General features: G+C 62.9%; 23 protein-coding genes and 1 pseudogene. 11 read left to right on the top strand and 13 right to left on the bottom strand.

What is annotated here, in order from left to right:
- Positions 1 to 13: 13 nt before the first annotated feature.
- Entirely contained in the window at positions 14 to 574 is a 561-nt protein-coding gene (locus tag CAQUA_RS07455; RefSeq protein WP_231375326.1) for a histidine phosphatase family protein, read from the top strand.
- Positions 571 to 1,305, top strand: coding sequence for a protein kinase family protein (locus CAQUA_RS07450; RefSeq protein ID WP_196823848.1), 735 nt, complete (start codon positions 571 to 573; stop codon positions 1,303 to 1,305). Before CAQUA_RS07455 ends, CAQUA_RS07450 begins: the two co-directional genes overlap by 4 nt.
- Before the next feature lie 3 nt (positions 1,306 to 1,308).
- On the opposite strand, the gene CAQUA_RS07445 is transcribed toward CAQUA_RS07450, so the two are convergent.
- Positions 1,309 to 1,851, bottom strand: a complete 543-nt coding sequence (locus CAQUA_RS07445; RefSeq protein ID WP_196823849.1) for a DUF488 domain-containing protein — start codon at positions 1,849 to 1,851, stop codon at positions 1,309 to 1,311.
- Positions 1,852 to 1,883: 32 nt separating this feature from the next.
- Here CAQUA_RS07445 and CAQUA_RS07440 point away from each other — a divergent pair, with 32 nt between their 5' ends.
- Positions 1,884 to 2,858 (top strand): NAD(P)-binding domain-containing protein, encoded by a 975-nt coding sequence (locus CAQUA_RS07440; RefSeq protein WP_196823850.1) that lies wholly within the window; start codon positions 1,884 to 1,886, stop codon positions 2,856 to 2,858.
- A gap of 55 nt (positions 2,859 to 2,913) precedes the next feature.
- On the opposite strand, the gene CAQUA_RS07435 is transcribed toward CAQUA_RS07440, so the two are convergent.
- Entirely contained in the window at positions 2,914 to 4,806 is a 1,893-nt protein-coding gene (locus tag CAQUA_RS07435; protein ID WP_196823851.1) for a heavy metal translocating P-type ATPase, read from the bottom strand.
- On the bottom strand, positions 4,803 to 5,162 hold the full coding sequence (gene cmtR / locus CAQUA_RS07430) for a Cd(II)/Pb(II)-sensing metalloregulatory transcriptional regulator CmtR (RefSeq protein ID WP_196823852.1): 360 nt from the start codon (positions 5,160 to 5,162) through the stop codon (positions 4,803 to 4,805). The genes CAQUA_RS07435 and cmtR overlap by 4 nt, the downstream gene beginning before the upstream one ends.
- A gap of 22 nt (positions 5,163 to 5,184) precedes the next feature.
- On the opposite strand from cmtR, the pseudogene CAQUA_RS11220 reads away from it, so the two are divergent.
- Positions 5,185 to 5,304 (top strand): annotated as a pseudogene (locus CAQUA_RS11220) (hypothetical protein); the annotation flags it as partial.
- A 354-nt stretch (positions 5,305 to 5,658) separates the two neighbouring features.
- Here CAQUA_RS11220 and CAQUA_RS07425 read toward each other — a convergent pair.
- Together CAQUA_RS07425 and CAQUA_RS07420 are read right to left on the bottom strand one after the other, a co-directional pair.
- A complete protein-coding gene (locus CAQUA_RS07425) occupies positions 5,659 to 6,849 on the bottom strand; it encodes a hypothetical protein (RefSeq protein WP_231375327.1) in 1,191 nt (396 codons plus the stop codon).
- Positions 6,850 to 7,044: 195 nt separating this feature from the next.
- Complete coding sequence (locus tag CAQUA_RS07420; RefSeq protein ID WP_196823854.1) at positions 7,045 to 7,722, bottom strand: YoaK family protein; 678 nt, start codon at positions 7,720 to 7,722, stop codon at positions 7,045 to 7,047.
- A 90-nt stretch (positions 7,723 to 7,812) separates the two neighbouring features.
- Here CAQUA_RS07420 and CAQUA_RS07415 point away from each other — a divergent pair, with 90 nt between their 5' ends.
- Positions 7,813 to 8,802 carry an ADP-ribosylglycohydrolase family protein gene (locus tag CAQUA_RS07415; RefSeq protein WP_196823855.1) on the top strand — a complete coding sequence of 330 codons (990 nt, stop codon included), beginning with the start codon at positions 7,813 to 7,815 and terminating at the stop codon, positions 8,800 to 8,802.
- Positions 8,803 to 8,932: 130 nt separating this feature from the next.
- Here the strand turns inward: CAQUA_RS07415 and CAQUA_RS07410 are convergent, their stop codons facing one another.
- Entirely contained in the window at positions 8,933 to 9,571 is a 639-nt protein-coding gene (locus tag CAQUA_RS07410; protein ID WP_196823856.1) for a hypothetical protein, read from the bottom strand.
- Positions 9,572 to 9,732: 161 nt separating this feature from the next.
- Between CAQUA_RS07410 and CAQUA_RS07405 the strand changes: the two genes are divergently transcribed.
- Positions 9,733 to 10,446 (top strand): VIT1/CCC1 transporter family protein, encoded by a 714-nt coding sequence (locus CAQUA_RS07405; protein WP_196825518.1) that lies wholly within the window; start codon positions 9,733 to 9,735, stop codon positions 10,444 to 10,446.
- 127 nt (positions 10,447 to 10,573) lie between these two features.
- Here CAQUA_RS07405 and CAQUA_RS07400 read toward each other — a convergent pair whose 3' ends face one another.
- The 3 genes from CAQUA_RS07400 to CAQUA_RS07390 all read right to left on the bottom strand — a co-directional run bounded on the left by CAQUA_RS07400 (position 10,574) and on the right by CAQUA_RS07390 (position 14,029).
- Positions 10,574 to 11,788, bottom strand: a complete 1,215-nt coding sequence (locus CAQUA_RS07400; RefSeq protein WP_196823857.1) for an HNH endonuclease signature motif containing protein — start codon at positions 11,786 to 11,788, stop codon at positions 10,574 to 10,576.
- Positions 11,789 to 12,039: 251 nt separating this feature from the next.
- Positions 12,040 to 12,900, bottom strand: a complete 861-nt coding sequence (ku, locus tag CAQUA_RS07395) for a non-homologous end joining protein Ku (protein WP_196823858.1) — start codon at positions 12,898 to 12,900, stop codon at positions 12,040 to 12,042.
- A gap of 43 nt (positions 12,901 to 12,943) precedes the next feature.
- Positions 12,944 to 14,029, bottom strand: coding sequence for a DNA alkylation repair protein (locus tag CAQUA_RS07390; RefSeq protein ID WP_489618114.1), 1,086 nt, complete (start codon positions 14,027 to 14,029; stop codon positions 12,944 to 12,946).
- Positions 14,030 to 14,067: 38 nt separating this feature from the next.
- On the opposite strand from CAQUA_RS07390, the gene CAQUA_RS07385 reads away from it, so the two are divergent.
- Positions 14,068 to 16,599, top strand: coding sequence for an ATP-dependent DNA ligase (locus tag CAQUA_RS07385; RefSeq protein WP_196823860.1), 2,532 nt, complete (start codon positions 14,068 to 14,070; stop codon positions 16,597 to 16,599).
- Between the two features lie 3 nt (positions 16,600 to 16,602).
- Here CAQUA_RS07385 and CAQUA_RS07380 read toward each other — a convergent pair whose 3' ends face one another.
- Positions 16,603 to 17,022: a hypothetical protein gene (locus tag CAQUA_RS07380; protein ID WP_196823861.1), complete on the bottom strand. Its 420-nt coding sequence runs from the start codon at positions 17,020 to 17,022 to the stop codon at positions 16,603 to 16,605.
- A gap of 228 nt (positions 17,023 to 17,250) precedes the next feature.
- Here CAQUA_RS07380 and CAQUA_RS07375 point away from each other — a divergent pair, with 228 nt between their 5' ends.
- Together CAQUA_RS07375 and trhA are read left to right on the top strand one after the other, a co-directional pair.
- Positions 17,251 to 19,410: a YhgE/Pip domain-containing protein gene (locus CAQUA_RS07375; RefSeq protein ID WP_231375328.1), complete on the top strand. Its 2,160-nt coding sequence runs from the start codon at positions 17,251 to 17,253 to the stop codon at positions 19,408 to 19,410.
- Positions 19,411 to 19,616: 206 nt separating this feature from the next.
- Entirely contained in the window at positions 19,617 to 20,360 is a 744-nt protein-coding gene (trhA, locus tag CAQUA_RS07370) for a PAQR family membrane homeostasis protein TrhA (protein ID WP_196823862.1), read from the top strand.
- Here trhA and CAQUA_RS07365 read toward each other — a convergent pair.
- From CAQUA_RS07365 to CAQUA_RS07355, 3 genes are read right to left on the bottom strand one after another with little or no spacing between them, the layout of a single operon-like run.
- The gene (locus CAQUA_RS07365; protein ID WP_196823863.1) at positions 20,348 to 20,491 is read right to left on the bottom strand and encodes a hypothetical protein; all 144 of its coding nucleotides are present in this window, start codon (positions 20,489 to 20,491) and stop codon (positions 20,348 to 20,350) included. The two genes, trhA and CAQUA_RS07365, sit on opposite strands and share 13 nt — an antisense overlap.
- Before the next feature lie 32 nt (positions 20,492 to 20,523).
- Positions 20,524 to 21,384, bottom strand: coding sequence for an SDR family oxidoreductase (locus CAQUA_RS07360; RefSeq protein ID WP_196823864.1), 861 nt, complete (start codon positions 21,382 to 21,384; stop codon positions 20,524 to 20,526).
- A 58-nt stretch (positions 21,385 to 21,442) separates the two neighbouring features.
- Positions 21,443 to 22,942 (bottom strand): DHA2 family efflux MFS transporter permease subunit, encoded by a 1,500-nt coding sequence (locus tag CAQUA_RS07355; protein WP_231375329.1) that lies wholly within the window; start codon positions 22,940 to 22,942, stop codon positions 21,443 to 21,445.
- 100 nt (positions 22,943 to 23,042) lie between these two features.
- Here CAQUA_RS07355 and CAQUA_RS07350 point away from each other — a divergent pair, with 100 nt between their 5' ends.
- Positions 23,043 to 24,251 carry a Dyp-type peroxidase gene (locus CAQUA_RS07350; protein ID WP_290178084.1) on the top strand — a complete coding sequence of 403 codons (1,209 nt, stop codon included), beginning with the start codon at positions 23,043 to 23,045 and terminating at the stop codon, positions 24,249 to 24,251.
- A gap of 72 nt (positions 24,252 to 24,323) precedes the next feature.
- Positions 24,324 to 25,124 carry a family 1 encapsulin nanocompartment shell protein gene (locus CAQUA_RS07345; RefSeq protein WP_196823865.1) on the top strand — a complete coding sequence of 267 codons (801 nt, stop codon included), beginning with the start codon at positions 24,324 to 24,326 and terminating at the stop codon, positions 25,122 to 25,124.
- Positions 25,125 to 25,190 lie beyond the last annotated feature (66 nt).

Raw genomic sequence — 25,190 nt, 5'->3', positions numbered from 1 at the left:
GTAGGTATCCAAGATGGCTTACCATCACTTCATGGCCACCATCTACCTCATTCGCCACGGCGAGACCCCGACGACCGGCACAATCCTTCCCGGACGCACGCCGGGGTTGCACCTTTCGGAGAGGGGGCGCATGCAAGCCGCGGCTGTGGCCAAGCAACTCGCCAGCGTCGACGCGGTGTATTCCTCACCGCTCGAGCGCGCTCGCGAGACCGCTTTACCCACCTGCGCACGGTTCCACAAAGAGCTCATGCTTGACGACGGCCTCTTAGAAGCCGATTTCGGCACATGGACCGGTGAATCCCTGGCCGACCTTGCCAGGTTGCCCGAGTGGCAGGTGGTGCAGAAGCGGCCCGGGGAGTTCCGCTTCCCTGGCGGTGAGTCGTTCGTGGAGATGCAACACCGCGTCGTACGTTGCGTGCGCACGATCGCGGCGCGGCACCCAGGCGAGGCGGTGGCCTGCTTCACCCACGCCGACCCGATCAAGGCGGCGTTGGCGCATTTCACGGGCCGGGGTTGGGGCGCGTTCCAGCAGATCCCGGCGGAACCGTGCTCGGTGTCGGAGCTTGAGCTGTGACCGCGAATGAGCTGCTTGAACTGCTTCAACACGGCGAGGTCGGTTTCGTGGGCCAGGTCGCGGAGTCCTCGAACCTCACGGTGCTTGTGGACCTCACGCTTGCTCGCGACGACGGCCACGAGGACTACTGCTGGGGCATCTTCAAGCCCGAGGCGGGGGAGCGCTACCTCCACGATTTCCCGGCGGGGCTGTGGCGGCGCGAGCGGGCCGCGTACCTGCTCAGCGAGTGGCTGGGCTGGGACATAGTGCCGCCCACGGTGGTGCGCGAGGTCGACCCGCTCGGTGTCGGGTCGTTGCAGTACTACGTGGACAACGACGGTTCTCACTACTTCCCGCTGTACGAGACCCGCCCCGACCTGCATCCCCAGTTGCTGCGCATGGCCGTTTTCGACCTATTGGTGAATAACACGGACCGTAAATCGGGCCACGTTTTGCTCGCGCGTGCGCCTAACGCGAACCGCGTTGACCACGTGTGGGGCATCGACCAGGGACTGTGCTTCCACCAAGACCCGAAGTTGCGCACCGTGATCTGGGACTTCGCGCACCAGACGATCCCATCCGAGTTGGTGGATGCGGTCGAGCCGCTCACGGCGGAGGCGCCGGAGGAGGTGGCGGCGTTGTTGGCGCCGGAAGAGGTGGAGGCGCTCAAATCGCGCGCCTCGCGCATCGTGCGCCTGCCGTGGCTGCCGGAGCCCCAGTCCGAGTTTCCGTACCCCTGGCCGCTGGTGTAGGTGCTAGTCCCGCGCGGGGTAGCGTACGAGGAGGTCATCGCCGACCACGGCGCCGTCGTTAAGCGTTGCTTTGCGTATCGACGCACCTTCGGCCCCCAACCCCATCACGTGCTCCACCTCGTCCCCGTGGGCGAGAAGGTGATCGGCGATGATGCGGCGGTGACAGCGCCACCACACTGCCTCGGAACACATGATGGCCGTCGGCGTGTGAGCGGCCTGCTGGCGCAGTTTCTCCAATGCCGTGGCGAACTCTTCACCCAGGGCGTGGTCGGCGTAGTTGTGGAAGCTGCGGTTTTGCCAGTTGGCGTTGACCTCGAACGGGATCGTCTTGGATACGTTGCGCCGCCCCGCCAGGCCTTCGTTTTTCATGTAGTCGATGCCGTGCTCGGGAAGGTGCTGGGTGAGGAAGTCGTCGTTGAACCACGGGTACTTCCGCGAGCCGGTCAGCTTGCGCACGTCGACGACCGCCGCGACCCCGGCCGCCTGAAGCATTCGCACGAACTCGTCGAATTCGAGGTTGGAGTGGCCGACGGTGAAGATGCGCATGGGTGCCACCGTACCCCGCTACACTCGCGGGCATGAACCACACTGCCATCGTCGTCGGCGGTGGCCAGTCCGGTTTGGCCACGGCCTATTACCTGCGGCGCTTCCAAGTGGACTTTCTGGTCCTGGACAACCAAGAAGAACCCGGCGGAGCGTGGTTGCATGCGTGGCCTTCACTGACGCTTTTCTCCGCCGCGGAGTTTTCCAACCTGCCCGGTTGGCCTATGCCGCACTACCCGGGGTACCCGCCGGCACGCCATGTCATCGACTATCTGGAAAGCTACGAACGACGGTACGACCTCCCGGTGAGGCGCCCAGTGAACGTTCGCAGTGTGTCCCATGACGGAGGGATGTTCTTCCTAGATTCGACCGCCGGTCAATTCACGGCGGAACACGTTATCGCGGCCACAGGCACGTGGTCCGCGCCCTTCGTGCCCCACTATCCCGGCACCTTCCGCGGACACCAGTGGCACTCGTCGACCTACCCGGGTCCAGAACCATTCCGCGGCGCGAAGGTCGCTGTGGTCGGTGGGGCGAACTCGGGCGCCCAGATCGCCGCGGACCTCATCGGAACGTCGGAGGTCACATGGTTCACACTTGAGCGTCCGCGCTGGATGCCCGACGACATCGACGGCCGCGATCTCTTCCTCCGCAGCCGCCGCCGGATTCTCGGCGGCGATTCCGGCCCGAACCTCGGGGACATTGTCGCGCTTCCTCATCTCCGTGAGCTGCGCGATTCCGGTCAGCTCACCGCTACCCCCATCTTTGATAGCTTGAGCGAGCTCGACCACGACCACCTGATCTGGTGCACTGGTTTCCGTCCGGCCCTCGGCCCATTCCGCCACCTCATGCGCGGCCGCGAACCCGCGGTGAAGAATCTGCATCTAGTCGGTTATGGCAACTGGACCGGCGACGGCTCGGCAACGCTGATGGGCGTGGGGCCCTTTGCCAAACACACTGCCCAGGTAGTCGCGGGCCGTGTCGATGAAGCTCGGCAGCCAGAGTTTTGAGATGGCGCCAAGATCCGCGTTGGAGACCCGGAGTGCTCGGTCCGCGTAACTCGACTCAGCGATTCGTCCGCGCGGCCCGCAGGCCGTTCAAGATCACGATGACTTCGGCGACCTCGTGAACCAATACGACGGCGGCTAAGCCCAGCACGCCGCTGATCGCCAGTGGCATCAACACGATGATGATGGCCAGAGACAGCACGATGTTCTGGTTGATGATCCTGCTGCCTCGGCGGGCGTGCTGCAGTGCCTGCGGAATTAGTCGGAGGTCATGGCCGGTGAAGGCGACATCAGCGGACTCGATAGCGGCGTCAGAGCCGGTCGCTCCCATCGCTATGCCCACCGTCGCACCCGCCAGTGCCGGCGCGTCGTTGATGCCGTCGCCGATCATCGCCGTCGGCGTTGTGGAGGAGAGTTCGGCGACGATGCTTGCCTTGTCCTCCGGGCGCAGCTGGGCGCGCACGTCGTCGATTCCGGCGATGTCAGCCAGCGCCCGGGCGGTGCGAATGTTGTCGCCGGTGAGCATACTCACTTCCACGCCGTTGGCGTGCAGGGTCTGCACGGCTTCGGGTACCTCGGGCCGCAGCTCATCGCGGACCCCGATCGCTCCGGCGAGGGCGCCATCGACGGTGACCAGGACGCAGGTCTGCCCCTCGGACTCCATGCGCTCAACGTCTGCCTTCAGTGGCCCGGCGTCGATCCACCGGGGGCTGCCCACCAGCACCCGTTGGCCTTCGACGGTGCCGCCGATGCCGTGCCCGGCTTCCTCGCTGATGTTCAGGGCGGCGGGTGCTTCGGGCGCCGCTGCTGCGATCGCCGCGGCGAGGGGGTGCGTCGATTGCTGCTCAACTGCCGCCGCGAATGCAAGCACCTGCGCGGAATCGAATCCATCTGCCGGGATCACGCCGGTAACCTCGGGCTGGTTGCGGGTGAGGGTTCCGGTCTTATCCACCGCCAGGTGACGGATGCCGCCGAGCCGCTCGAATGCCGCGCCGGACTTAATGACCACTCCGAACCGGCTGGCCGCGCCGATCGCGGCCACGACCGTCAGCGGCACGGAGATTGCCAGCGCGCACGGCGACGCTGCGACCAGGACCACCAGCGCACGGGTGATCCACGTCTCGGGGTCGCCCAGCAATGAACCGATCACGCCGACCAGCACCGCCAGGACCATTACCCCGGGCACGAGGGGTCGGGCAATCCGGTCGGCGATCCGGGCCCGGTCGCCCTTTTCCGCCTGCGCCTGCTCGACCAGGTCCACGATTGTGGTCAGAGAGTTGTCCGTTCCAGCTGCGGTCGTCTCGACCTCCAGCACACCGGCGGAGTTGATCGCTCCCGCGGACACCTCGTCACCGGGCGCAACCTCTTCTGGAATGGATTCTCCGGTGATCGCTGAGGTGTCCAGGCTGGAGCGCCCAGACCGAATGATGCCGTCCGTGGCGATCCGCTCCCCGGGGCGCACGAGCATCAGCTCGCCAACCACGAGGTCCTTCGCAGCGACCTCGACCGCCGTGCCGTCGCGCAGCACCGTCGCGGTCTGCGGTACCAACTTCAACAGTGCTCGCAGTCCGCCTTGGGCCCGGTCCATCGCCTTGTCCTCCAGCGCCTCGGCGATCGAGTACAGGAACGCGAGCGCCGCGGCCTCTCCGACGAAGCCGAGGATCACCGCGCCGACCGCGCTGATCGTCATCAGCAAACTAATGCCGAGCTTGCCCTTCGTGACAAGGTTCCGGATCGCTCCAGGCGCGAAAGTGTACGCACCCAACAACAGGCCGACCCAGAACAGTACCGTCGCGGGTGTCTCCAGCCCGGACCAGTCCAGTGCCAGGCCTATGCCGAGGGCTACGCCGGAGAAGATCGGGAGCAGTAGCTCAGGGTCCTTCCACCATGGCCGATCGAGCTCTTCGATCTCCGTGGCGGGTTCGTGCTCGCATCCACATGCTGAACTCATGCGTCCGCTCCTTTCTCGCCGCAGCCAGGCACCGAGCACTCAGGGTCGATGCACGGGGCGTTTTCGTCGACAGCCAACGTCGCGTCCACCAGCGCGTCGAGCGCTGCCGCGAGGTGCGGATCGGCGATTTCGTAGCGGGTCTTGCGGCCCTCCGGCTCAGCGACGACAATGCCGCAGTCGCGCAGGCAGGTCAGGTGGTTCGAGACGTTCGAGCGCGTCAGATCCAAGCTGTCCGAGAGCACGGCCGGGTAGCTCGGACCGTCTAGCAGGGTCATCAGGATTCGGGAGCGCGTCGGATCGGCCATGGCCCGGCCGAGCCGGTTCATGACGTCGAGGCGCGAAGCAATAGTCAGCATGTGCTGAACTATACAGTATCTGATGAACTATTCAAGACCGGCTTACACCGGCAGACCGCGTGCCCCGGGCGCCCGCGGGGAGGGCACCGCGCTCATGCACATGCTTATCGACGACCTTCGCCACCACCGCGCCCCCGAATGCCACATTAATGTCGACGAACCGGACGTGGACGCGCTTCGGTTGTATGAGCGTCTCGGGTTCACGAACTTTGAATCCTACGGTGACACTTCGGGCGCCACCCCCGCCACAAACACTGGTGGCAACCCAGCGGCCAGCACCGCTGGCACCGCCGCCGGCGCGGCAGGGTGGCGAATGCTGTGCTACATCCGTGAGCTGTGGCGCTTTCCCCGCTGCGGGACGCACGGACACGTTCATCGCAGGAATTCAGGGTCGATGAGGACAACGTCCTCAAGGAGACCCAAGAACAGGCGAACAAAGAGCGTGGGGCGGCTGCACATCGGGCGCGAGCACCACAAGGAGCTGGGCAAACAGCTTCTAGAGCACCTCAACGTTGGTCGCGTTGCCGACACGCAGGACCCCCAGTGGGAGGCTCGCGTCCGTGGGGTACCAGAGGTCGCTGGAGGTAATGCGCACTCGCTTACCGACGAAACGCTCCCACCGCCCACTGTCGTTAGCGAATTGAGACTTCTCGCCGAGCGCTGCATAGTCCTGGGTGTAGGTGAACACGCCGTTGAGTTTTTTCGCTGTGACCGTCACTGGGTGGTCGAACTGCAGAATGTAATGGGTCTGGTCAGCGGGCTCGCCGTTGGGGGTGGCGCCGCTGTCCATCAGTTCGCCGGCGGTGACTTTGCGGACGGTACCGATGGCGACGGCTTGGCCCGATCCCATGTCGGTGACGCCGTCGGCGCCTGCGGCGGAACGGGCAGCGCCGTGGCCTGTGTCGCGGCTGCCAGCCGCCGAGCCGGAGCCGCCCTCGAGTTCGTTGCGGTCGATCAGCTCCACCCCGCCGCGGCCACCGGGGAATTGATCAGGATCCGCGACGCTGCCTTTGATACCTGCGTCGAGTGCTGAAAGATCGTCGGAACGCGTCCAGCGGATCACCTGGTGGTCGGGCAGAAGGTCGAGGTTCGGGAACTGCTCCGCGGTGCCAGCCGCGACGGGGTTGGATCCTTCGAGCTTATACTTTTGGGAAGAACCCGTGTGACTCGTGGACGTCCAGTCGATCTGGTAGAGCCCCTCACCGCTTATCGACGACTCCAACCTCATCCTGTCTCCACCCGCAGACGCGACACCCATGATGAGGTTGTCCGTCGACGCCACGGTGCCGCCCGGCTGCGAGATCGTGAACACGATCACTGGAGAGAAGTCCTCACCCCGGTGAGCCAACAGCAGCTCCGGGGCTCCGCCGCCGTTGGCTTCAACCAAGGCGTAGTAAAACTCGTTTGTTGGTGTGAAGCGCACGGCGTCGTTCAGTGGGTATTTCGCGGGGTCTGACAGGACGTCTCTGTATGCCTTGTACCACGCCGTGGACTTGTTGCTGCCGTTGCCAGCGTTGTCGCCGCCGTCTCCGTTGCCTGCGTTTCGCGCAGAACTGCTCGACTGGGAGCCGGAAAGATCTGGTTCCTCGATCTCCTTGTCGATGCATGCGCTCAAAGTTGTTGCGGTAAGGATTACTGCAGCGGTGAACGAGGATGCTCGGAAAACGGTTCTCATGCGGTCTGGCATGGCTGATAGACTACAACATCATTTGTCCTGTCAAGTTCCTTGCGTCTCGACGGCCCACCGTGCGCCAGTGGGGAAGCTACGCCGGCAGCCAAGCTAAACCGGCAGGGAAGCCACGTGGGCAGGGAAGCCACGTGGGCAGGAAAGCTATGTGGGCAGGGAAGCTATGCGGGCAGGGAAGCCACGCAGGCAGCAAAGCTAGACAGGAAGGCCACGGACGCGGCGGCGGTGACGATTGACCAACGCGACAGCTGTCCCAACAATGAGCAGAGCGGAGACAACCCACACCGAAGCGAGCCCAATCTGCACGTACGCCCAGCCGCCGAGCAACGCCCCGCACGCCAACGACGCCCACAACGCGAAGTACCCGAGCCACAGCGCGTGCGACTGCCCGAAGAACGCGCCCACGAAGTTCTGCGCCATCTTCACCAGAGTGCCCGTCATGTACGTCAGGGATATGGACACTTCGCCGTCGCGCTCAAAGGTGGAGTTCATTGCCCCGACGGTGAAGGACAGCACGTACACCGCCACCCGTTCCGCCCCCACCACGACGAGCAGCGACGCCACCAGGGACATCGCACACACGAACAGCAACACGGCTTCGCGCGTGCGCGTCGGGGGCAGGTGTTGGTGGCCGAGGCGGCTGATGAGGGCGCCCGTCGCTACGCCTGCGAGAAACGTCAGCATGAGCCCACCCGCAACGACAACGACGTCCCACTTTCCCGCGTTGACCGCGGCAGTGAGCCGCGTGGTGTTGCCCGACATGAACGACAAGAAGTAGCCGCCCAGGTACATGAAGCCAATCGTGTCTACAAAGCCAGCTATCGACGACAGGTACACCGCAAGCGCGTGCTCACCCCCGCGGTATCCCCTCATGCCAGCGCTCCGTGGTCACATGCGTCGGCGCGCCACATGCCGTCGATGAATGTCACAGAGTCCGCGCCCAGCGCGTCAAGGATCGGGGTCATGTCCCTAGCATATCCAGCCGTTTTCGGCCGCGGCGGTACAGTGTCTTGTGCAGCAGCGCCATACAAAGAGAAGGTGATCCCAGTGGTAAACGATGTGCGTGCGCGTGCGCGCGGTGCGATGTACGGCCAGATTATCGGCGACAATCTCGGGGCCTTGGTGGAGTTCTGCTACCCGGATGAGATCGCCCGCATGTACCCGGACGGCGTGCGGGAGCTCACCGGCGGCGGGCCGTTTGGCGTCGCGCCGGGCCAGGCCACCGATGACTCGGAGCTCGCCTTCGCCCTCGCGCGGAGCCTTGCGCGCAACCGCGGCTTCGACGCCGACGACGTACGCGAGTCGTACCGCCGCTGGGCCGCGTCGCACCCGTTCGACATCGGCAACACGTGTGCGATGGCGCTGCGTTACCCGTATGAGCCGAACGCGGAGGCCCAGTCCAACGGCGCCTTGATGCGCGTGAGCCCGCTGGCGATTGCGTACTTCGCGGACCCGGATCGTGCTGCTGAGCACGCGCGCACGGATGCGTTGATGACGCACCCGAATGACTACACGGTCGCCGTCAATGGAGCGTACGTGGGTGCGCTTGCTCGCGTGATCGGCGGGGCGGATCCCGTTGCGGCGCTTAAAGAATCCGCGGGTGATCTCCGCGAGCAGGTGGAGGATTTCATCGCGTCGCGTCCGACAGACGTCGCGAGCTCGAAGATCGGCTGGGTGCGCTACGCGTTCAATCTGACCTGCTACCACGCGGCGCACGGGGCAAGCTTCGAGGAATCCCTGGTGGAAATCGTCGGCATGGGCGGCGACACCGACACCAACGCGGCGATCGCGGGCGCGTTCCTCGGCGCCATCCACGGCGAGGACGGGATTCCCGCGCGCTGGCGCGACGTCATCGACGCCTACCGCACCAGCGACGCCCATCGCCCCGCGGAGTTCTCCACGGAGGGGGCACTTTCGCTTATCGACGAACTTTTGCCCATCTCCGCCCCATAACCCCGCGCTCGGGCCTCGTGCTTGGGCCTAGCCTTGGGCCTCGCGTTTGGGCCTCATGCTTGGGCCGCGTGCTTCGGCCTCGTGTTTGGGCCCAGTGTTTGGGCCCAGTGTTTGGGCCCAGTGTTTGGGGCTAGCGCTCGACGATTTCGTTGTAGCTATTAATTCGAATTGCACCCATCGGGATGCTCGTGTCCGCGGGGTAGACGAACCCATCTTTGGGTACGTAGATGGATACTCGCTTGTTTAAGAACTTGTTGAAGGTGGCGGCGCCGTCGTCGGGTTCGTCGGGGACGTAGAGAGCCGCTAAATCGTTGCTTTGCGTGTGCGATTTGTTCGCTCTGAACGCCGTTACCTCTACGGGGTGGTCAAACTCCAAGACGTAGCGGGTATCCGATAGCGGTTCCCCGTTTGGTGCCTGTGCGCCTTGAAGCAGCTCGCCGACCGTGCGTAGGCGAACGGTTCCGGCGAATTCGTATTCCCCGGTTTCGACTTCGTAGAAGCCGTCGGAGTCGTCTGAGCCGCCCTTTCCGTTGTCGCTATCTCCCGCGTCGTCCGCGTCATTGCCGTTCGCGTCGCTGCCGTTCGCGTCGCTGTCTTCCGCGCCGCTGGTATTCTCATCGGAGCCATCGCCCTCCGACGCGCCGGTGGTGGTGTTAGCGTTGGGGGGCTGGTTTTCGTCGTTAAGCGATGCTTTGCCGCAAGCGGTGAGCGCAGATGAAGCGATGATTCCCGCGGCGAACGCGACGGTGAATTGTTTACGCAAGTTCATGATGGTGAAACTATCACGGCGCAACTAAGGGTGCGCAAACGTGAGCGAAGTAAGCCTAAGGATCCTTGTTTTCCCTGGTGAGCGTGAGTACAACGGGGCTTATGACGAACATGAACGCCGATGCTTCCGCCGCCCCAGTTGAGCTGGTGGAAGGAAAGCCGATGCCGAATGAGTTCCCGGAGGTTGAAGTCGAGACCCATGGGATGGGCGAGCGGCTCAACCGCCTGCGCGCCGCGGTGCTTGGTGCTAATGACGGCATCGTGTCCGTCGCGGCGGTCCTCGTCGGCGTGGCTGGTGCGACCAATGATCTGATCGCGATCACTACCGCCGGTGTCGCCGCCGTGATTGGTGGGGCCGTGTCGATGGCGCTGGGTGAGTATGTGTCGGTGTCCTCGCAACGCGATACGGAAAAAGCTGCGATACGCACCGAGCGAGGCCTACACGAAAGCGATCCTGCGGCAGAGATCCAGCACCTCGTGCAGGCCTACCGCAACTCTGGGTTGAGTGAGGAGACCGCGATCGCCGTGGCCAAGGAGCGCACCGCGATCGATCCACTGAAGGCACACTTGGAGATCCACTACGGAATCGACGAGGAAGACATCGTGAGCCCATGGTCCGCGGCCATCGCGTCGTTCTTCGCCTTTGTTCTCGGCGCTGTGCTGCCGATGATCGCGGTAGTTGCCGCGCCGGCGTCTGCGCGCGTGATTGTGACGGTGGTGGTAACGCTCATCGCGCTGGCGATCACCGGCGCGATCTCCGCGAAACTCGGCGGCGCGAACGCCACGCGCGCCGTCATGCGCCTAGTCATCGGCGGCGCGTTGGCCCTGGCCGTCACGTTCGGGGTCGGCTACCTGTTCGGCACGAACGTGACCTAGCCCCCGCGCCCCAGCCCCGCGCCCAGCCGCCGCGCCACAACCACCTGACCACACGACGACGTGCCGATGGACCGCAGCGCATCACGCGGTGCGGTTCAATCGGTACGGCTCAATCGGTGCGGTTCACTCAGTCTGGGACTCGCTGTCGGCCCGGGCCTCGTTGGCGGTCTGGGCCTCGCTGTTGGTTCGACCTTCGCCGTCGGGTGTGTCTTCGGTGCCGCGTTTCGTGGCCGAATAGCTGGCTCAAGGCACCGTAATCGCAGTTCGAGACTGGATGCCCGGTGGGGGAGACCCATACGCGGTCGCCATCGAAGTTTTCCACGCGGCCGCGTCGGTGTTTCGTGGGGTCGTCGTCGTTGACGCCATTGTGATAGTGGCAGGCGACGGACAAATTATCCAGATTGGTTTCGCCGCCGTCCTTCCACGCGCGAATGTGGTGGTACTGGCATTGGTCTGCGCTGCGGCGGCATCCAGGGACGGGGCACATCGGTGTGGTGGCCCTGAGCAAGGTGCGTTGCTTGCTGTTGGCGAATCGGTTCACGCGATACAAATTGACGGGGCCCTCGGTGGGGTGGAACAGCGCTGCTTGAAGGAAATAGTCCTCGTTGGCCAGGAATCGGTTGAGGTAATCGGCGCCGGTCATGGTGGTGTCGTCGGTAAGCCTAAGCGTGACTTCGTCGGCGGCCCCGCTGTGGATCTTGACCCACTCAGGCAAGGGGATGAGAATCAGCGGCTCTGGCTGGGAATGTGGAACGCCCGACGGTCGGCCGTCGCCGTCGTCAGGTTGGCCCGCAGCGTCTACGCTGTGGCCGCCGCGCATGAGCCGCAGGAACGTCGCCAGCATTTGCGGGCCCGACGGTGCAGTCCGATCGATGCCCTCTGACAGGTAGCGTTCAAGCTCGGCGAGCGCCCGCTCGCTGGCGGTGACAATCATTGACCGCAGCTGGTCCTTTGACCGCGTGAATTTCACGCCGGGTGTCCGCGGCGCAACCTCTGCCGGAACGAGCTCACGCGCCACGCGGGTGAGGGTACTGTGCTTGCCCCGGACACTTAAGAGCCGCAGGCGGAGCGCCCACCGCTCGCGGTCGTCGGACACCGCTTTGAGACGCCTCTCGATGGTCACCAACTTGTCTAAAGAAACCTTGTTCGCATCAGCGGCCGCGCGGGCCTCACGCTGCTTTGCTTTAAATCGAGTCGGACCGTAGTACGCGCGGTGAACCGCAGCCAGATCCCTGATCCTGGAATCAGCCATGCCGGCGCGCAAGGCAGCATCGCGATCAAAGTCGGCGAGGTTGCCGATCGCGCTGGTGACCTCGGCGTCGAGGATGGCTTGGAACGTCATAATTCGCACGCTAGACGATGAATCCCAACCTGAAAAGGGGACCCCCAAAAACCTGTGGATAACCGTATTGTCACGTCATCAAAAACGCGACTTATCCACAGACTGTCCGGTCTACATTTGCGTAGACAAAAGATTGGCTGTATTCTGGCGCGCCCGCGCGAGGCACGCGGGACGCGGAGGGCAAAACGAAGCGTTGGGAACGGGGCGCGGGACGCCCGCACGAGGCACCCGCGCGACGCCCGCGCGAGACGCTAGGCGCTCTTGCCGCGCTTCTTCTCCAGCGACGCCTGAAGTGCGGCCATGAGATCGACGACGTCCGCGTCGGAATCACCGGACGAGTCGGAATCGCTGGAAGAGCCAAAGTCAGAGCCAGACTCAGAACCAGAACCGGAACGTCCAAAGGTCGCTTCGGTGTCGATGGTGTCGCCGTGTTCGAATTTGGCGTCGATAAGCTTGCGTAGCTCGACTTGGTAGTCGTCCTCGTACTCTTCTGGCGTGAAGTCGGAGGAGTACTGCTCGACCAATGCGGCGGACAGTTTCAGCTCCTTATCGCCGATTTTCGCGCGCGATTTGGTGCCTTTGAAGCCTTCGGAATAGTCGATGTCGCGGATTTCGTCGGCCCACAGCATCGACTGAAGTATGAGGACTTTGCCGCGGACGCGCAGCGCGCCCAGCCGGGTTTTCTGCCGTAGGGCAAAGCGTACGATCGCGGTGCGGTCGGTGTCCTCAAGCGTTTGTCGCAGAAGCAGGTAGCTCTTCGGCGTTTTGCCTTGCGGTTCGAGGTAGTAGCTTTTGTCCAGCATGACCGGGTCGACTTGGTCGCTGGGCACGAACTGCAGGACTTCGATTTCGTCGTTGTCGGCTTCGGGGAGGGAGTCAAAGTCATCGTCGCTAAGCACGACGGTGTCGCCGTCTTCCTCAAAGGCTTTCGCGATGTCGGCGTACTCGACGATCTCGCCGCACACTTCGCAGCGCCGTTCGTAGTGGATCCGCCCGTTGTCTTTCGCGTGCACCTGATGGAAGGAAATGTCGTGGTTAGTGGTCGCGCCGTACGCTTTGACGGGCACGTTGACAAGGCCAAAGGTGATCGCTCCACTCCAGATTGCGCGCATGCGCCCATGCTATGCAATTTTGCTTATCGACGACCCGTCCCACCTACATCACCAGCTCAAACGGCACCGGTACAGTTTCCATACCGTTGACCATGACGGTCAGGGCGTGTGCGCCGGGGTAATAGGTGCGCGTGCTGGTCACGGCCATGGAGTGCGTCTTGGAGATCTCGCGTTCCTCACCCGGTGCCAGCGTGAACACCCCGAGGCGAAACGTCGTGGGGCGCGCGGATCCATTGCTTTTCCGTAAATACACGCGGTAGTCCACCAGTACGTCCAGCGCTGTATCGGCGGTGTTCACAAGTGTTGCGCGCACTGGCATTTTCTCCCCGACGCGCACCTGTGGCGGCACCGCCACGGAAAGCACCTCAACGCCCGAGCCTGGCGCGAAACCCACCGCGGTCAGCGCTGCAGCATCCCCTGCCTTGACCAGTCCGCGAAGCCCGCGCCGGGCGACCCATGCCACTTCCGGCGACGCATCGGCATCCATCCACCGCACAGCCGTCGCCACGGCCAGTTCCGGGTGAGTTTTTGCGATGTCGTTGAGGTTGTTCGCCACCGACGTACGCACGTATAGCGACGGGTCAGCAAAAAGTCGGTCCAACACCGGAATGATCGGGTTGGGGTCTTCCACAAAAGGCCGGTGCACAGCGGCCCAGGGGAGGCGGGGTCGAATCCCCTCCGTCGATAAGCGGCGCACATTGTGGCTAGGGGACAGTGACCATTCACGCACGCGCGCCAACGTGGCTTCCGGGTAGCGCGCGAGGAACGGCCGGATGGCCCATTCGCCGGTAAACGCGCGGGTCAACGCCTCGATCGCGTCCAGCGAGACCTCGAGGTGCTCGACCCCGTACTCCTCAATGAAGCGGCTGACGGGCCACAGGTGGAAGGCATGGTTGAAGTAGCCTTCGCCCTCGGCGAGCTCAGGGCCAAGCTTATCGACGATCCCTCCAACCGCCTCCTCATAATCCTTCGGCAGGCGATCGCGCAGACCGGCCGCGAAGACGCCAACCCGGTCCTTGATTTCTAGGTCGTCCACGCGCGGGGCGACCCACGCCGCGTATTCATCGGCGTCCAGTCCCAGTTGGGCGGCAAGCTTTCGGGCCGTTTCCGCCCCGAAGTAATACTTCATCTTCACGTAGAACGAATCTACTGCCTAGTGTTGGTGTGATGGCGGGCAAGAAATTCGAGGTCGGCGGGCACGCGCTTACTGTTTCCAACTTGGACAAGGTGATTTACCCGGCCACCGACGGCCATGACGCGGTGACAAAAGCCGAGGTGATGCACTACTACCTTGCGGTGGCGGGCATATTGGTCCCGCAGGTCGCTGGCCGGCCGGTGACCCGCAAACGGTGGCCCGACGGAGTGGGCTCGGAGCCGTTTTTCCGCAAGGATCTGGAGGACTCCGCGCCGGAGTGGATCGCGCGCGCCGACATCTCCCATAAATCCGGCACCAACACCTACCCGCTGCTTTCCGGCAGCGGCGCCGAAGCTGGCACCGACGCCGCCACGCTGGCCTGGTTCGCCCAGGTCGCAGCCTTAGAACTGCACACCCCGCAGTGGCGCTTTAACAGCGACGGCACACCCGCGAACCCCGACCGCATGGTTTTTGACCTCGACCCGGGTGAGGGAGTGAGCCTCACCGACTGCGCGAAGGTCGCGCGGTGGTGCCGGGACATCGTCGAAGACATGGGGATGGCCTGCGTGCCCGTGACCTCTGGTTCGAAGGGGATCCATCTTTATGCCGGGCTCGATGGCTCGCACACCGCGGAGCAGGTTGCCGCTGTCGCCCACGAACTGGCCAAAGCGCTGGAAGCCGACCACCCGGACGAGGTCACGTCTGTGATGAAAAAGTCTGAGCGCGCCGGGAAAGTCTTCATTGACTGGAGCCAGAACAACGGCAAAAAGACCACGATTGCACCCTATTCGCTGCGGGGCAAGGACCGCCCCACCGTCGCCGCACCACGCACGTGGGAGGAGCTCGCTGCTGCTGACCTGCGTCACCTCACCTTCGACGAGGTCATCGCGCGCGTCGAGGACGGCTGCGACCCCATCGCATCCCTGGGCTTTGAGGAGCCCGATCGCTTATCGACGTACCGCTCCATGCGCGATCCCTCCAAAACCGCCGAACCCGTACCACTGTCACGGCCCGGCCGCCGCGACAGCCGCGACAACCATGGCAGCGCACCGATCTTTGTCATCCAAGAACACCACGCTTCCCACCTGCACTGGGATTTTCGGTTAGAACACTCCGACGTTTTAGTCTCCTGGGCCATCCCGAAAGGCCCGCCGCTTGACCCTGATCTGACCCGCCTGGCCGTACAAACCGAAGACCACCCCATCGAGTACGCCGAGTTCGAAGGCACCATCGCCAAGGGAGAATACGGCGCCGGGGAGGTAAAGATCTGGGACTCCGGCACCTACACCCGCGAGAAGTGGCGCGAAGGCAAAGAGGTCATCGCCGTCCTCCACGGCCGCGCCGACGGCGGCCTCGGCGGCATCCCCCGACGCTTCGCCCTAATCCGGTCCAATAAGGACAACTCCACAAAAGACGACGCGAACTGGCTGATCAAGTTCATGAAAGACCAGAGCGTGGCGTCTGGCGACGCCCCGCAAGCGGGCCCTCGTCGTGAGGCGGCGAATCCCGCCGAAGGTTCTTCTCGTGAGGCGGCGAAGGCCGCCTCACGGTCGTCGATAAGCATTGAGCATCTGCCCGAACCGATGCTGGCGCGCGCGGGCACCGAGGCCGACGTTCAGCGCGGCAGGCGGGAGGGGGAGACGTGGGCGTTTGAGATGAAGTGGGACGGCTACCGCATGCTCGCTGGTGTTGGCACGGATGGGGTGGCGCTGGCCAGCAGGAACGGGAAAGATTATACGGCCGTTTTTCCTGAGGTCGCGGAGCTGACGGGCCTTCTGGATGGGGAGGCGGTGGAGCGTGGCGGCGCGATTTTCGACGGCGAGATAGTGGCGCTCGATGAACGCGGGCGGCCGAACTTTGGGCTGCTGCAGGCGGTGGCGAAGGGCGACCGTGATGGTGAGGATTTTGATGCGGAGCTGCGCTACATGGTTTTCGACGTGTTGCAGCTTGGCGCGCCGGGGGCGAGTGAGGCACAGGTGCGGTCACTGCTGCGGACGCCCTATGCGGAGAGGCGCGACGTGTTGGGCTCCGTGCTGAAAAGTGGTGACGTGGTTGCGGTGCCGCCGTCGTATAGCGGGGCGTTAGACAACGCGGTGACCGTGAGCCGTGAGCTGGGACTCGAAGGCATCGTGGCGAAGCGCGCGGATTCGGTGTACCTGCCGGGGCAGCGCGGGCGCGCGTGGCTGAAGATGAAGTTTCAGCACCACCAAGAGGTGGTGGTCATCGGCGCGCGCGAGGGCAAAGGCGGGCGCAGCGGCGGGATCGGTTCGCTTCTGCTCGCCGTGCCTAACGACGATGGGGAGCTCATCTACGCAGGCCGGGTAGGGACGGGTTTTAGCGCGCGGCAGCTGGAGGAGATAGAGAAACGTCTTCGCAGAATCAAACGCGCAACCCCACCGGTAGAGGTGCCGGCGGCGGACGCGGCGGACGCGTGGTGGGTGACGCCGAAGCTCGTGGGAGAAGTCGCCGTCACCGGCCGCACCAGAGGTGGAAGCGTCCGACACGCAGTGTGGCGCGGGTGGCGCGAAGATAAAGACCCCTCCGACGTGCGCTGGGAAGTGTGAAAGTTACAGCGCCACAATGACAATGGCAGCGATGATTGTCGCGAGAAGGCCGAAACCTCCAGCGATAATCCCGACGATCGCGCTGGTGCTGATGGTTCCCTGCTCGCGCGCCGCGCTGGTGTCGGTGCTGGCGGTGTTGGCGGTGCTTGCGGAGTCGGCGTCTGTGTATGTGCCGGTTGTGCTCGAAGAGCTGTCGGTCCCGGCGTAGGCGGCCCCGGTTGGAATGTCGTCGTATGAATCCGCGACGCCGTAGCTGTAGCCGTAGTCGGCGTATCCGTTTTTGGGCTTTGTGCCGTTCGTGTCGGTGTCTTTGCCGCGGTAGATGACGTATCCGGCGTAGGCGAACCATCCAACAGCCAAGATCACCACGGTGGCAATGATGACGGTGAGGAGGGAGTCCGCAAGCGCGACGGGGAAATCCATAAGGCGAAGCCTAACGGGTCATTGGTGGATTCGCGTGTCCAGTGAAATGCCAGAAACCTGAGTAAGAGTTTAAAAAAGTCGGAAAAAAGTGCGTCAACTTTATGACTTCCCAGACAAAAACGGTTATATTTCCGTACAAAGCAATTCGTTTTCGCAAATCGTTTTCGCATGCCGTGAAGACGTGCGTGCGTTGCCGTGAGCAGAAACACCAGCAGAAAGAGGTCGGCGTTGAGCACTAGCATTTCAGCCAACGATTATGATCCGGAGTACCAATACGACTACGCGGATGATCAGACGAAACCGCGTTTCCACGGGCCGATTGCAAAGGCGCTGAACTGGCGCCCACTGTCGCCGTTCGCGCGCACCCTTATTGTTCTTTTGCTGGTTCTTCCGCTGTTGTTCACGGGAATCTACATGTGGTCCATGTGGGACCCGACGGGTTCCGTGCCCAACACGCGTCTGGCCATCGTGAATGAGGACAAGGGCGTTGACCAGGGCGAGGGCGAGGAGAACTTTGGTAAGAACGTCGTCGAAGGTCTGACCAGCCGCGATTACCTCAACGTCACCGAGGTTGACGCGAAGCAGGCGTCTGACGGTTTGCTCAAGGGCAAGTACCTGTTCACCATCACGATCCCGGAGGACTTCTCTAAAAACGTGGTCACCGTGATCGATGAGGATCCGGCGCAAGCAAAGATCCTCTTCGACTTCAACGACTACAACGGCACCAACGGTGCGATTCTTACCTCTGGTCTGGTCCCGCAGATCCAGAATGAGGTCGCGGTCGAGGTGACCAAGACGTACGCTGAGCAGGTCCTCGGCGGCCTGAATGAGCTGGGTGACGGTATCAAGCAGGCGGCTGACGGCTCTAAGCAGCTGGATGACGGTGTTGGCCAGCTCCAGGAGGGCGCGGGTCAAGCGGTTGATGGCATCAATCAGCTTGACGACGGAGCCGGGGAGCTTAACGACGGTACTGGGCAGCTGCAAGACGGTGTGATTCGACTCTCTGACGGTGCCGGCCAGCTTGACGACGGTGCGGGCCAGCTTGCCAACGGTCTGCTTGAACTCTCCGGCGGTACTGACCAGCTTGCTGACGGTGCACGCCAGATCGACGAAGGTGTGGGTCAGCTCACCGGTATGCTGATCCCGATTCTGCAGAACGTCCAGGGTGCGGTTGGCCAGCTGCAGCCGGTCATTGATCTGCTGCGTACCGTCGGCATGCATGCTGAAGCCGACAAGGTTGCGGGCATCGTTGGCCAGCTTGACCCGGCGAACCCGGAAAACATCGTCAGCGACCTCCAGCGCCTCAAGGCTGGTACTGCAGAACTGCACGCGAACCTTGCGGATCCGAACATGCCGTACCGCAATGGTTTGAACCAGTTGATCGACGGTTCTCAGCAGCTTAAAGCGGGTACTGGTGAACTCCGCGCCGGTACCGGTGAGCTTTCTGACGGTGCATTCCAACTGCACGATGGTACGACGCGTTTGAAGGAAGGTACCGGCCAGCTGCGTGAAGGTGGCGTACAGCTGACCGACGGTATCGGTCAGCTGAAGGATGGTTCCAACCAGCTGGCAACCGCCCTGGGCGAGGGTGCGAAGCGCGCACCGACGGTGCAGAGGATGGACGAATCCACTACCCAGATGGCAGTGCCGATCGTCTTCGAAGAAGCGAACCTGCACCCGACCCAGGAAGTCGTCGACCCGGAGAACCCCACGGTTCAGGAGCTCTCCAGCGGTTTCTCCATGCTGGGTTTGATCGTGATCTCCTTCCTGCTGATGGCAGTTGTGAACATGCTTCTGCCGCACGCTGTTGGTCGCCGTGACCACTCCCGCACCGCCTTCGGTCCTGTGATCAAGGCATGGGCTCCGGCGTTTGGTATCAACCTGGCACTGGTTGCTCTGATTGCGTTCATCTCCGCGTCCGTCGGCTGGCGCCCTGACAATTGGCCAGCGATGATCCTGGTCCTGCTGCTCAACGTCGCGATGGGTACGTCCGTCTACCAGTTCTTCCGCATCACCTTCGGACGCTTGGTTGGTTCGGTGTTCAACCTGGCCTTCTACATCTACGGTCTGGTTGTGGCCAACGCGGTCTGGCCGCTGTCCACCCTGCCTGCGCCGTTGGCTGCCGCGAATCCGCTCCACCCGATTAGCCACGCACGTAACGCGTTCGTCCGCGCTACCGACGGGATCTGGGACCACACCTTCTGGATCGCCATCGCCGTTCTGGTGGCCACCACTGCGCTGGCTTTGATCGGCTCGACCTTGGTGTACGATGCACGCCGCCGCAACCTCGCTTTGGAAGATCCAAACGAGAACGCCCGTCTGCGTGCCGAGCGCGCGGCTGAGCAGCGCGCCCTGGCCAACAACCAGTACGAAGAGCACTACGTCTAACCCGCGAATGCGGCATTCGACCCCAAGGTCCATCAGGGCTTCCCAGCCCTGGTGGGCCTTTGCCTTTCGCGGGTAAGAAGGGATAACGCCGTCTGAGATGTGCTCGGCAAGATCAGATGGGCAGATGTTCGTTTTTGCGCAATCTAGGGCACACTAAAAGCGCGAAGTTAGTAGTTAGAAGTTAGTCGATTGAAGGTTGTTCATCAATGTCTTATGAATCCGTCACCCGCACGCTGTCGGACGCAATCGGAACGCAGATCCAGCACGTCCGTTGGATCGCGGACCGTGGTGAACGCCCGGGTTTACGTGGGTGGTTCCATTTGGGCGCTGCACAGGCAGCGATCATCGCCTCCACGGTCCTTATTACTTATTCCTGGATGACGCTGCTGTGGTACCAAGCCCTCGGCGCGACTATTTACGGTGTGGGCCTGGTTGCGTTGTTCGGTGTCTCTGGTGTGTATCACCGCTGGCCGTGGCGCACCGCCGCCGGGGTGGAGGCGTGGCGCCGCGCTGACCACTCGATGATCGGTGTCTTCATCGCAGCGACGTACACACCGCTGTGCCTGGTTGTTCTCTCGCCGCGCTCGGCGGCGATCATGCTCGGTGTGGCGTGGGTAGGCGCGATAGCGAACTTGGTTCTCAACCTCGTGTGGGTTTCCCGCCCGCGGTGGCTCGCGCCAGTTATCTACGTGGCTTTAGGGTGGATCATTTTGCCGTTGATCCCGCGCTTGTGGGGCACGGTGAATCACGCGGTTGTGTGGCTGCTTTTTGCAGGCGGTGCCTTATACACGTTGGGGGCGCTCCTGTACGGCCTGAAGTGGCCGGGCCGAAACGCAAAGTTATACGGCTACCATGAGCACTTTCATACGCTGACGATCATCGCCGCGGTACTGCACTTGATAGCCGTATGGTTTTTAGTTGTGGAGGCGGGGTCCGCCTACTGCGCGTAGCGCGCGTGAGCGAAGACGACGGGGTTTTCACGTAGCGCGTGAGCGAAGACGACGTGGTTGTCTCGTAGCGCGTGAGCGAAGACGACGGGGTTTTCACGTAGCGCGTGAGCGAAGACGACGTGGACAGCCACCTTCACGTAGCGCGTGAGCGAATGCGAACGCGCTACGTGGTCATCATCCAGTTCAAGAAGCGCACGAGGTGCTCGGGGCCGGGCTTGCGCAGGAATTTCAGGCCGCGGTCGAAGAGGCTGACGCCGTAGTGGGGGATGCACTTGTGGTAGTAGCTCTTGTAGTGCAGGACTTCGACGGCGCGGTCGGCGATCTGGCCGGGGGTCAGGTTCACGCCTAGGTTGGAAATCGATTTGGCGTTGACGGTGGCGACTTTGGTGTTAGCCCACAGTGGCATGAGGTCGTAGACGTAGATGTCGTCCTTGCGCCATTCCATGGACAGGGCTTCGGTGAGGCCGTTGACGAAGAATTTCGACGCGGAGTAGGTGGAGATCTCCTGCTGGCCAGCCACGGCGGATGCAGAAGACATGGAGATTAGCGTGGATTTCGGGGTCTTCTTCAGGTATGGGTAGGCGGCCTGGGCGCCGTAGGCGACGCCGACGCAGTTGATGTCAACGAGCTTCTGGATGGCTTTGGGGTCTTGGTCGACGAGGAAGCCGTCGATAATGATGCCCGCGTTGTTGAACAGGAAGTCCAGGCGGCCGCCGGTTTGGTCGGTGAATTCGCGGAGGGCTGCGTCCCATTGGTCGCGGTCGGTGACGTCAAGGGTGCCCTTGATCAGTTGGCCTTCGGGGATACCGCGGCCTTCGTCCCACGTGGTGTCCATGATGTCGTAGACCCCGACGGTCCACCCCAAGTTGAGAAGCCGCTCGGCGGTAGCCTTACCAATTCCGCCGGCGCCGCCGGTGATGAAAGCGGCCTTGCGCTTGGTGGGGTCGGCGATGAAATCGTCTGGCTTGGAGTAGGCGAGGTCAGCTTGATCTTCCGAAAACTTCTTAGCAAATGGATTCCACATGCAAAGCATTCTATTTTCGAAAGCGGAAGAAATTCAGCGATTCTCACCAAAATTTTAGTTATTTCCCCATCGGGGACTGGTGCGCGCCCCACGCTTTGGTTGGCGCAAAACATAGTGCCACAGCCGCACCCGCCAATAAAACGACTGCGGGCAACCACAGCGTGGCGCTCATCGCGGCAGCAAAAGGTTCGTGGATGGCTTCCGGAAGGACACCTGAGGACGCATCAGCGCCAGCGCCAGCGCCACCACCAGCACCAGCGCCCCCCGTTGCGCCCAACTGGCGGTTGAGCTGCGCGGTCATCATTGCGGCGATCGCGGCAGAGCCAATTACGGCGCCAAGCTGACGCACGGTGTTGTACACGCTGGACCCGGCACCGGCTAGTCGCGGGTCAAGGTTGCGGGTGGCGATCATCGACAGCGGACCCCACATCATTGCGTTGCCCAGGCCGTTGATGACGCTGATTGCCAGCATCCATGTCGGGTCGATTGATGGGTCCGCGATGAGGGCTAGGAGAGCGATGCTTGCGCCGGTCGTCGATAAGCCTGCGATGGCGAAGGCCTTGGGGTCGCGGGTGTTGGTGAGCCGCCCCACGAACGGTGACACGGCGCCTGAGACCACACCCGCGGGCAGGACCAGCAGCGCGGCTTCCGTGGGGGTGAAGCCTTGGACCCGCTGCACGTAGATCATCCACGGGACCATCGCCGTGATCCCAAATCCCACCGTCGTGATCGCTACTGAGGCGAGCGCGAAATTCCGGTCGTCGAAAAGCGACAAGGGCACCAGTGGGTCACGCGCGGTGCGTCGTTGCCACGCGATGAACACCGCCAGTAACGCGCATCCCGCGCCGATGAGGCCAATCGCGCGGATGTCCCACGCCAGCGCCGCGCTTTCCTGAATGCCGAAGACCAGGCAGAACATGCCCACGGCGGAGAGGGCTACGCCCAGCCAATCCAGCCGGCGCGCGGTAAGTTCCAGCCGCGGGACGTACACAGCCGCAAGCGCCACGCCCACGATTCCAACGGGCACGTTGATGAAGAAGATCCATTCCCAGCCCCAACCGTCGACAAGCAGGCCGCCCATGAGGGGCCCGACGATCGTTGCCACGCCCGCGACCGCACCCCACACGCCCATCGCGCTGCCGCGCTGCTGCGGGCTGAAGGTGCGGATCATCACCGCCATCGTCTGCGGCGTGACCATCGCCCCGCCGATCCCTTGCAGAGCACGCGCACCAATGAGCATGCTTATCGACGACGCCAGCCCACACGCCGCCGACGCACCCGTGAACAGGGTAAGCCCGAGGATATACAGGGTCTTTGGGCCAAATCGATCCCCGAGCCGCCCGGTGATGAGCAGCGGGACCGCGTACGCCAGAAGATAGGCGCTGTTGACCCAAATCACCTGGTTGTACGTCGCGCCCAAGGATTCGCTGATCGCGGGGATGGCCACGGACACGATGGACCCGTCGACGAGGATCATGAAGAACCCAAGCATCATCGTCCACAGAGCAGCCCACGCTGAACGGGGCGAGTGGGTCGAGCGGGTCGGGGAATGCGGCATGCGCATCAGAGTACGGCAGGGCCAGGTTTTGGCAGCCTGCCGCGGCCGGATGACCACAAGGTGGGGTAGTCGTTGGTGCTAAACACATATACTTTTGTGCGTGAGTAATTTTCTATCAGCTGACGTGTCGCAGACGGTGGTGCAGCCGCAGTCGAAATCGGCAATCTTCCTCACGGTGACGATCCGCACCGGCGCTGAGGCGGCGACGTTGGAGATTCTTGAGGAGCTCGGCGGCTTGGTCCACGCCGTGGGATTTAGGGACCCGACTGCGCACTTAAATTGCGTGGTAGGAATCGGTTCGTTGTTCTGGGATCGCGTTTTTGATCCTGCGAAGAAGGTCAAGCCGGAGCAGCTCCACGAGTTTGTTGAGCTTACCGGCGGCAAGCACCACGCGCCGTCGACTCCAGGGGACCTGTTCTTCCACATCCGCGCCGATGAGTTTGACCGCGCCTTTGATCTTGCGCGGCGCATCACCAAGGAGCTCGGGGACGCAATCTCTGGCTCGGATGAGGTGCACGCCTTCCGCTATTTGGACTTCCGCGATCCCCTAGGGTTCGTCGATGGCACCGAGAGCCCCTCAGGCCAAGAAGCCGTGGAGGTTGGTCTGATCCAGGATGGGCCGTGGGCCGGCGGCAGCTACATCGTGGAGCAGAAATACATCCATGACCTTCGGTCCTGGGACGCGTTGTCCACCCGCGACCAAGAGCTCGTCGTGGGGCGTACAAAAGCAGAGGACATCGAGCTTGACGACGACGAGAAGCCGCTGAATTCCCACGTCGCCTTAAACACGATTGAGGACGAAGAGGGCAACGAACTTAAAATCGTGCGCAACAACCTTGCTTTCGGCACCGCATCCGGTGACCAGGGCACTTTCTTCATCTCCTACGCCAACGACGTGCGCATTACCGAGTTGATGCTGCGCCGCATGTTCATCGGCGAACCACCCGGCAACCACGATCGGATCTTGGACTTCTCCACGGCGCTGACCGGCTGCCTGTTCTTCGCGCCGCCGGCCGAGTTTCTGGACAACATCCTCGACTTTGCCCGCGACGAATTCATCGCCGAGATCGATGCCGAGGATGACCAGGACAACCCGATTCAACCCGCAATCACGTTGAGCCAGGCCACCGGCCTCTGGGAGGAAGCGGACGCCGGAACGGCTTCCGTTGGTTCCGCTCAACCGGCCGCCGCACCCGCTTCGCAGCCCGCCGCCGCGCCCACGGAACCCTCCCGCGGGGACGGGTCGCTGGGAATCGGAAGCCTCAAAGGCATGTACGGTTCGGATACAACTACCACCGACAACGCCTAAGACCTCAGATCAGAGCTACTAACCGCCGTAATTAAAGAAGCTGTTAAAGAGAAACTGGAAAAAGGAGTAACCATGTACAACCTGTATCGCGACCTAGCACCCGTGTCTTCCGTTGCATGGGAGGAAATCGAAGAAGAAGCGGCACGCACCTTCAAACGCTGGATCGCCGGGCGCCGCGTCATTGACGTCATTGGACCTAAAGGCATTGAGCTGTCCTCCGTGGCGACCGGCCACACAACCAGCATTGACGCGCCCATCGAGGGCGTGCAGGCCAAGCAGCGTGAGGTAGCACCACTCGTTGAACTGCGAGTGCCGTTCACCGTTCGCCGCGACGACATTGACAACGTAGCCCGCGGCAGCAAGGACTCCGACTGGCAGGCGGTGAAGGATGCAGCCGTGGCTATCGCGAAGGCAGAAGACTCCATCATCTTCAACGGCTACGGCGACGCTGGCATCGAGGGCATCATTCCCACCAGCTCAAATGAAGCGCTCACCATCAACGATGACATTGAGCGCCTTCCCCAGGCGGTCTCCAATGCTCTTGCACAGCTGCAGCTGGAAGGTATCGACGGCCCCTACGCGCTACTCCTGCCAGCCGACATGTGGGAGGACGTCCACGAGGAAACCGACGACGGTTACCCGGTGATCAAGCACATCGAACGCATCGTTAACGACAGCGTGATCTGGGCGCCAGCGATCGACTGCGCCGTGCTGCTCTCTCTGCGCGGGGGTGACTACGAGCTGCACCTCGGCCGCGACCTCTCCATCGGGTACCTGTCCCATGACGCTGAGACAGTCACCCTCTACCTCGAAGAAACGCTCACTGCGCTGCAGTACACCGAGGAAGCAAGCGTCACAATCCGTTCTCACTAGCCGCGTGCGGCTAGTGAGAAGCCCCGATCGCGCGGCTAGTGAGAAGCCCCGATCGTGCGGCTAGTG

The sequence above is a fragment of the Corynebacterium aquatimens genome, assembly GCF_030408395.1.
GTDB classification, from domain to species: Bacteria; Actinomycetota; Actinomycetes; order Mycobacteriales; family Mycobacteriaceae; genus Corynebacterium; species Corynebacterium aquatimens.
Note: the sequence above shows the minus strand (reverse complement) of the source record. Positions and strands in the feature narration are given on the sequence as shown.

Bases quoted from the DNA above. Each gene is read 5' to 3' on its own strand.
- CAQUA_RS07355 (WP_231375329.1), bottom strand. From the start codon at position 22,942: ATGCCGCATTCCCCGACCCGCTCGACCCACTCGCCCCGTTCAGCGTGG.
- CAQUA_RS07380 (WP_196823861.1), bottom strand. From the start codon at position 17,022: ATGGATTTCCCCGTCGCGCTTGCGGACTCCCTCCTCACCGTCATCATT.
- CAQUA_RS07345 (WP_196823865.1), top strand. From the start codon at position 24,324: ATGTACAACCTGTATCGCGACCTAGCACCCGTGTCTTCCGTTGCATGG.
- CAQUA_RS07385 (WP_196823860.1), top strand. From the start codon at position 14,068: ATGGCGGGCAAGAAATTCGAGGTCGGCGGGCACGCGCTTACTGTTTCC.
- trhA (WP_196823862.1), top strand. From the start codon at position 19,617: ATGTCTTATGAATCCGTCACCCGCACGCTGTCGGACGCAATCGGAACG.
- CAQUA_RS07405 (WP_196825518.1), top strand. From the start codon at position 9,733: ATGCCGAATGAGTTCCCGGAGGTTGAAGTCGAGACCCATGGGATGGGC.
- CAQUA_RS07445 (WP_196823849.1), bottom strand. From the start codon at position 1,851: ATGCGCATCTTCACCGTCGGCCACTCCAACCTCGAATTCGACGAGTTC.
- CAQUA_RS07390 (WP_489618114.1), bottom strand. From the start codon at position 14,029: ATGAAGTATTACTTCGGGGCGGAAACGGCCCGAAAGCTTGCCGCCCAA.
- CAQUA_RS07360 (WP_196823864.1), bottom strand. From the start codon at position 21,384: ATGTGGAATCCATTTGCTAAGAAGTTTTCGGAAGATCAAGCTGACCTC.
- CAQUA_RS07435 (WP_196823851.1), bottom strand. From the start codon at position 4,806: ATGAGTTCAGCATGTGGATGCGAGCACGAACCCGCCACGGAGATCGAA.
- cmtR (WP_196823852.1), bottom strand. From the start codon at position 5,162: ATGCTGACTATTGCTTCGCGCCTCGACGTCATGAACCGGCTCGGCCGG.
- CAQUA_RS07420 (WP_196823854.1), bottom strand. From the start codon at position 7,722: ATGAGGGGATACCGCGGGGGTGAGCACGCGCTTGCGGTGTACCTGTCG.
- ku (WP_196823858.1), bottom strand. From the start codon at position 12,900: ATGCGCGCAATCTGGAGTGGAGCGATCACCTTTGGCCTTGTCAACGTG.
- CAQUA_RS07410 (WP_196823856.1), bottom strand. From the start codon at position 9,571: ATGAACTTGCGTAAACAATTCACCGTCGCGTTCGCCGCGGGAATCATC.
- CAQUA_RS07425 (WP_231375327.1), bottom strand. From the start codon at position 6,849: ATGCCAGACCGCATGAGAACCGTTTTCCGAGCATCCTCGTTCACCGCT.
- CAQUA_RS07415 (WP_196823855.1), top strand. From the start codon at position 7,813: ATGTCCCTAGCATATCCAGCCGTTTTCGGCCGCGGCGGTACAGTGTCT.
- CAQUA_RS07440 (WP_196823850.1), top strand. From the start codon at position 1,884: ATGAACCACACTGCCATCGTCGTCGGCGGTGGCCAGTCCGGTTTGGCC.
- CAQUA_RS07455 (WP_231375326.1), top strand. From the start codon at position 14: ATGGCTTACCATCACTTCATGGCCACCATCTACCTCATTCGCCACGGC.
- CAQUA_RS07400 (WP_196823857.1), bottom strand. From the start codon at position 11,788: ATGACGTTCCAAGCCATCCTCGACGCCGAGGTCACCAGCGCGATCGGC.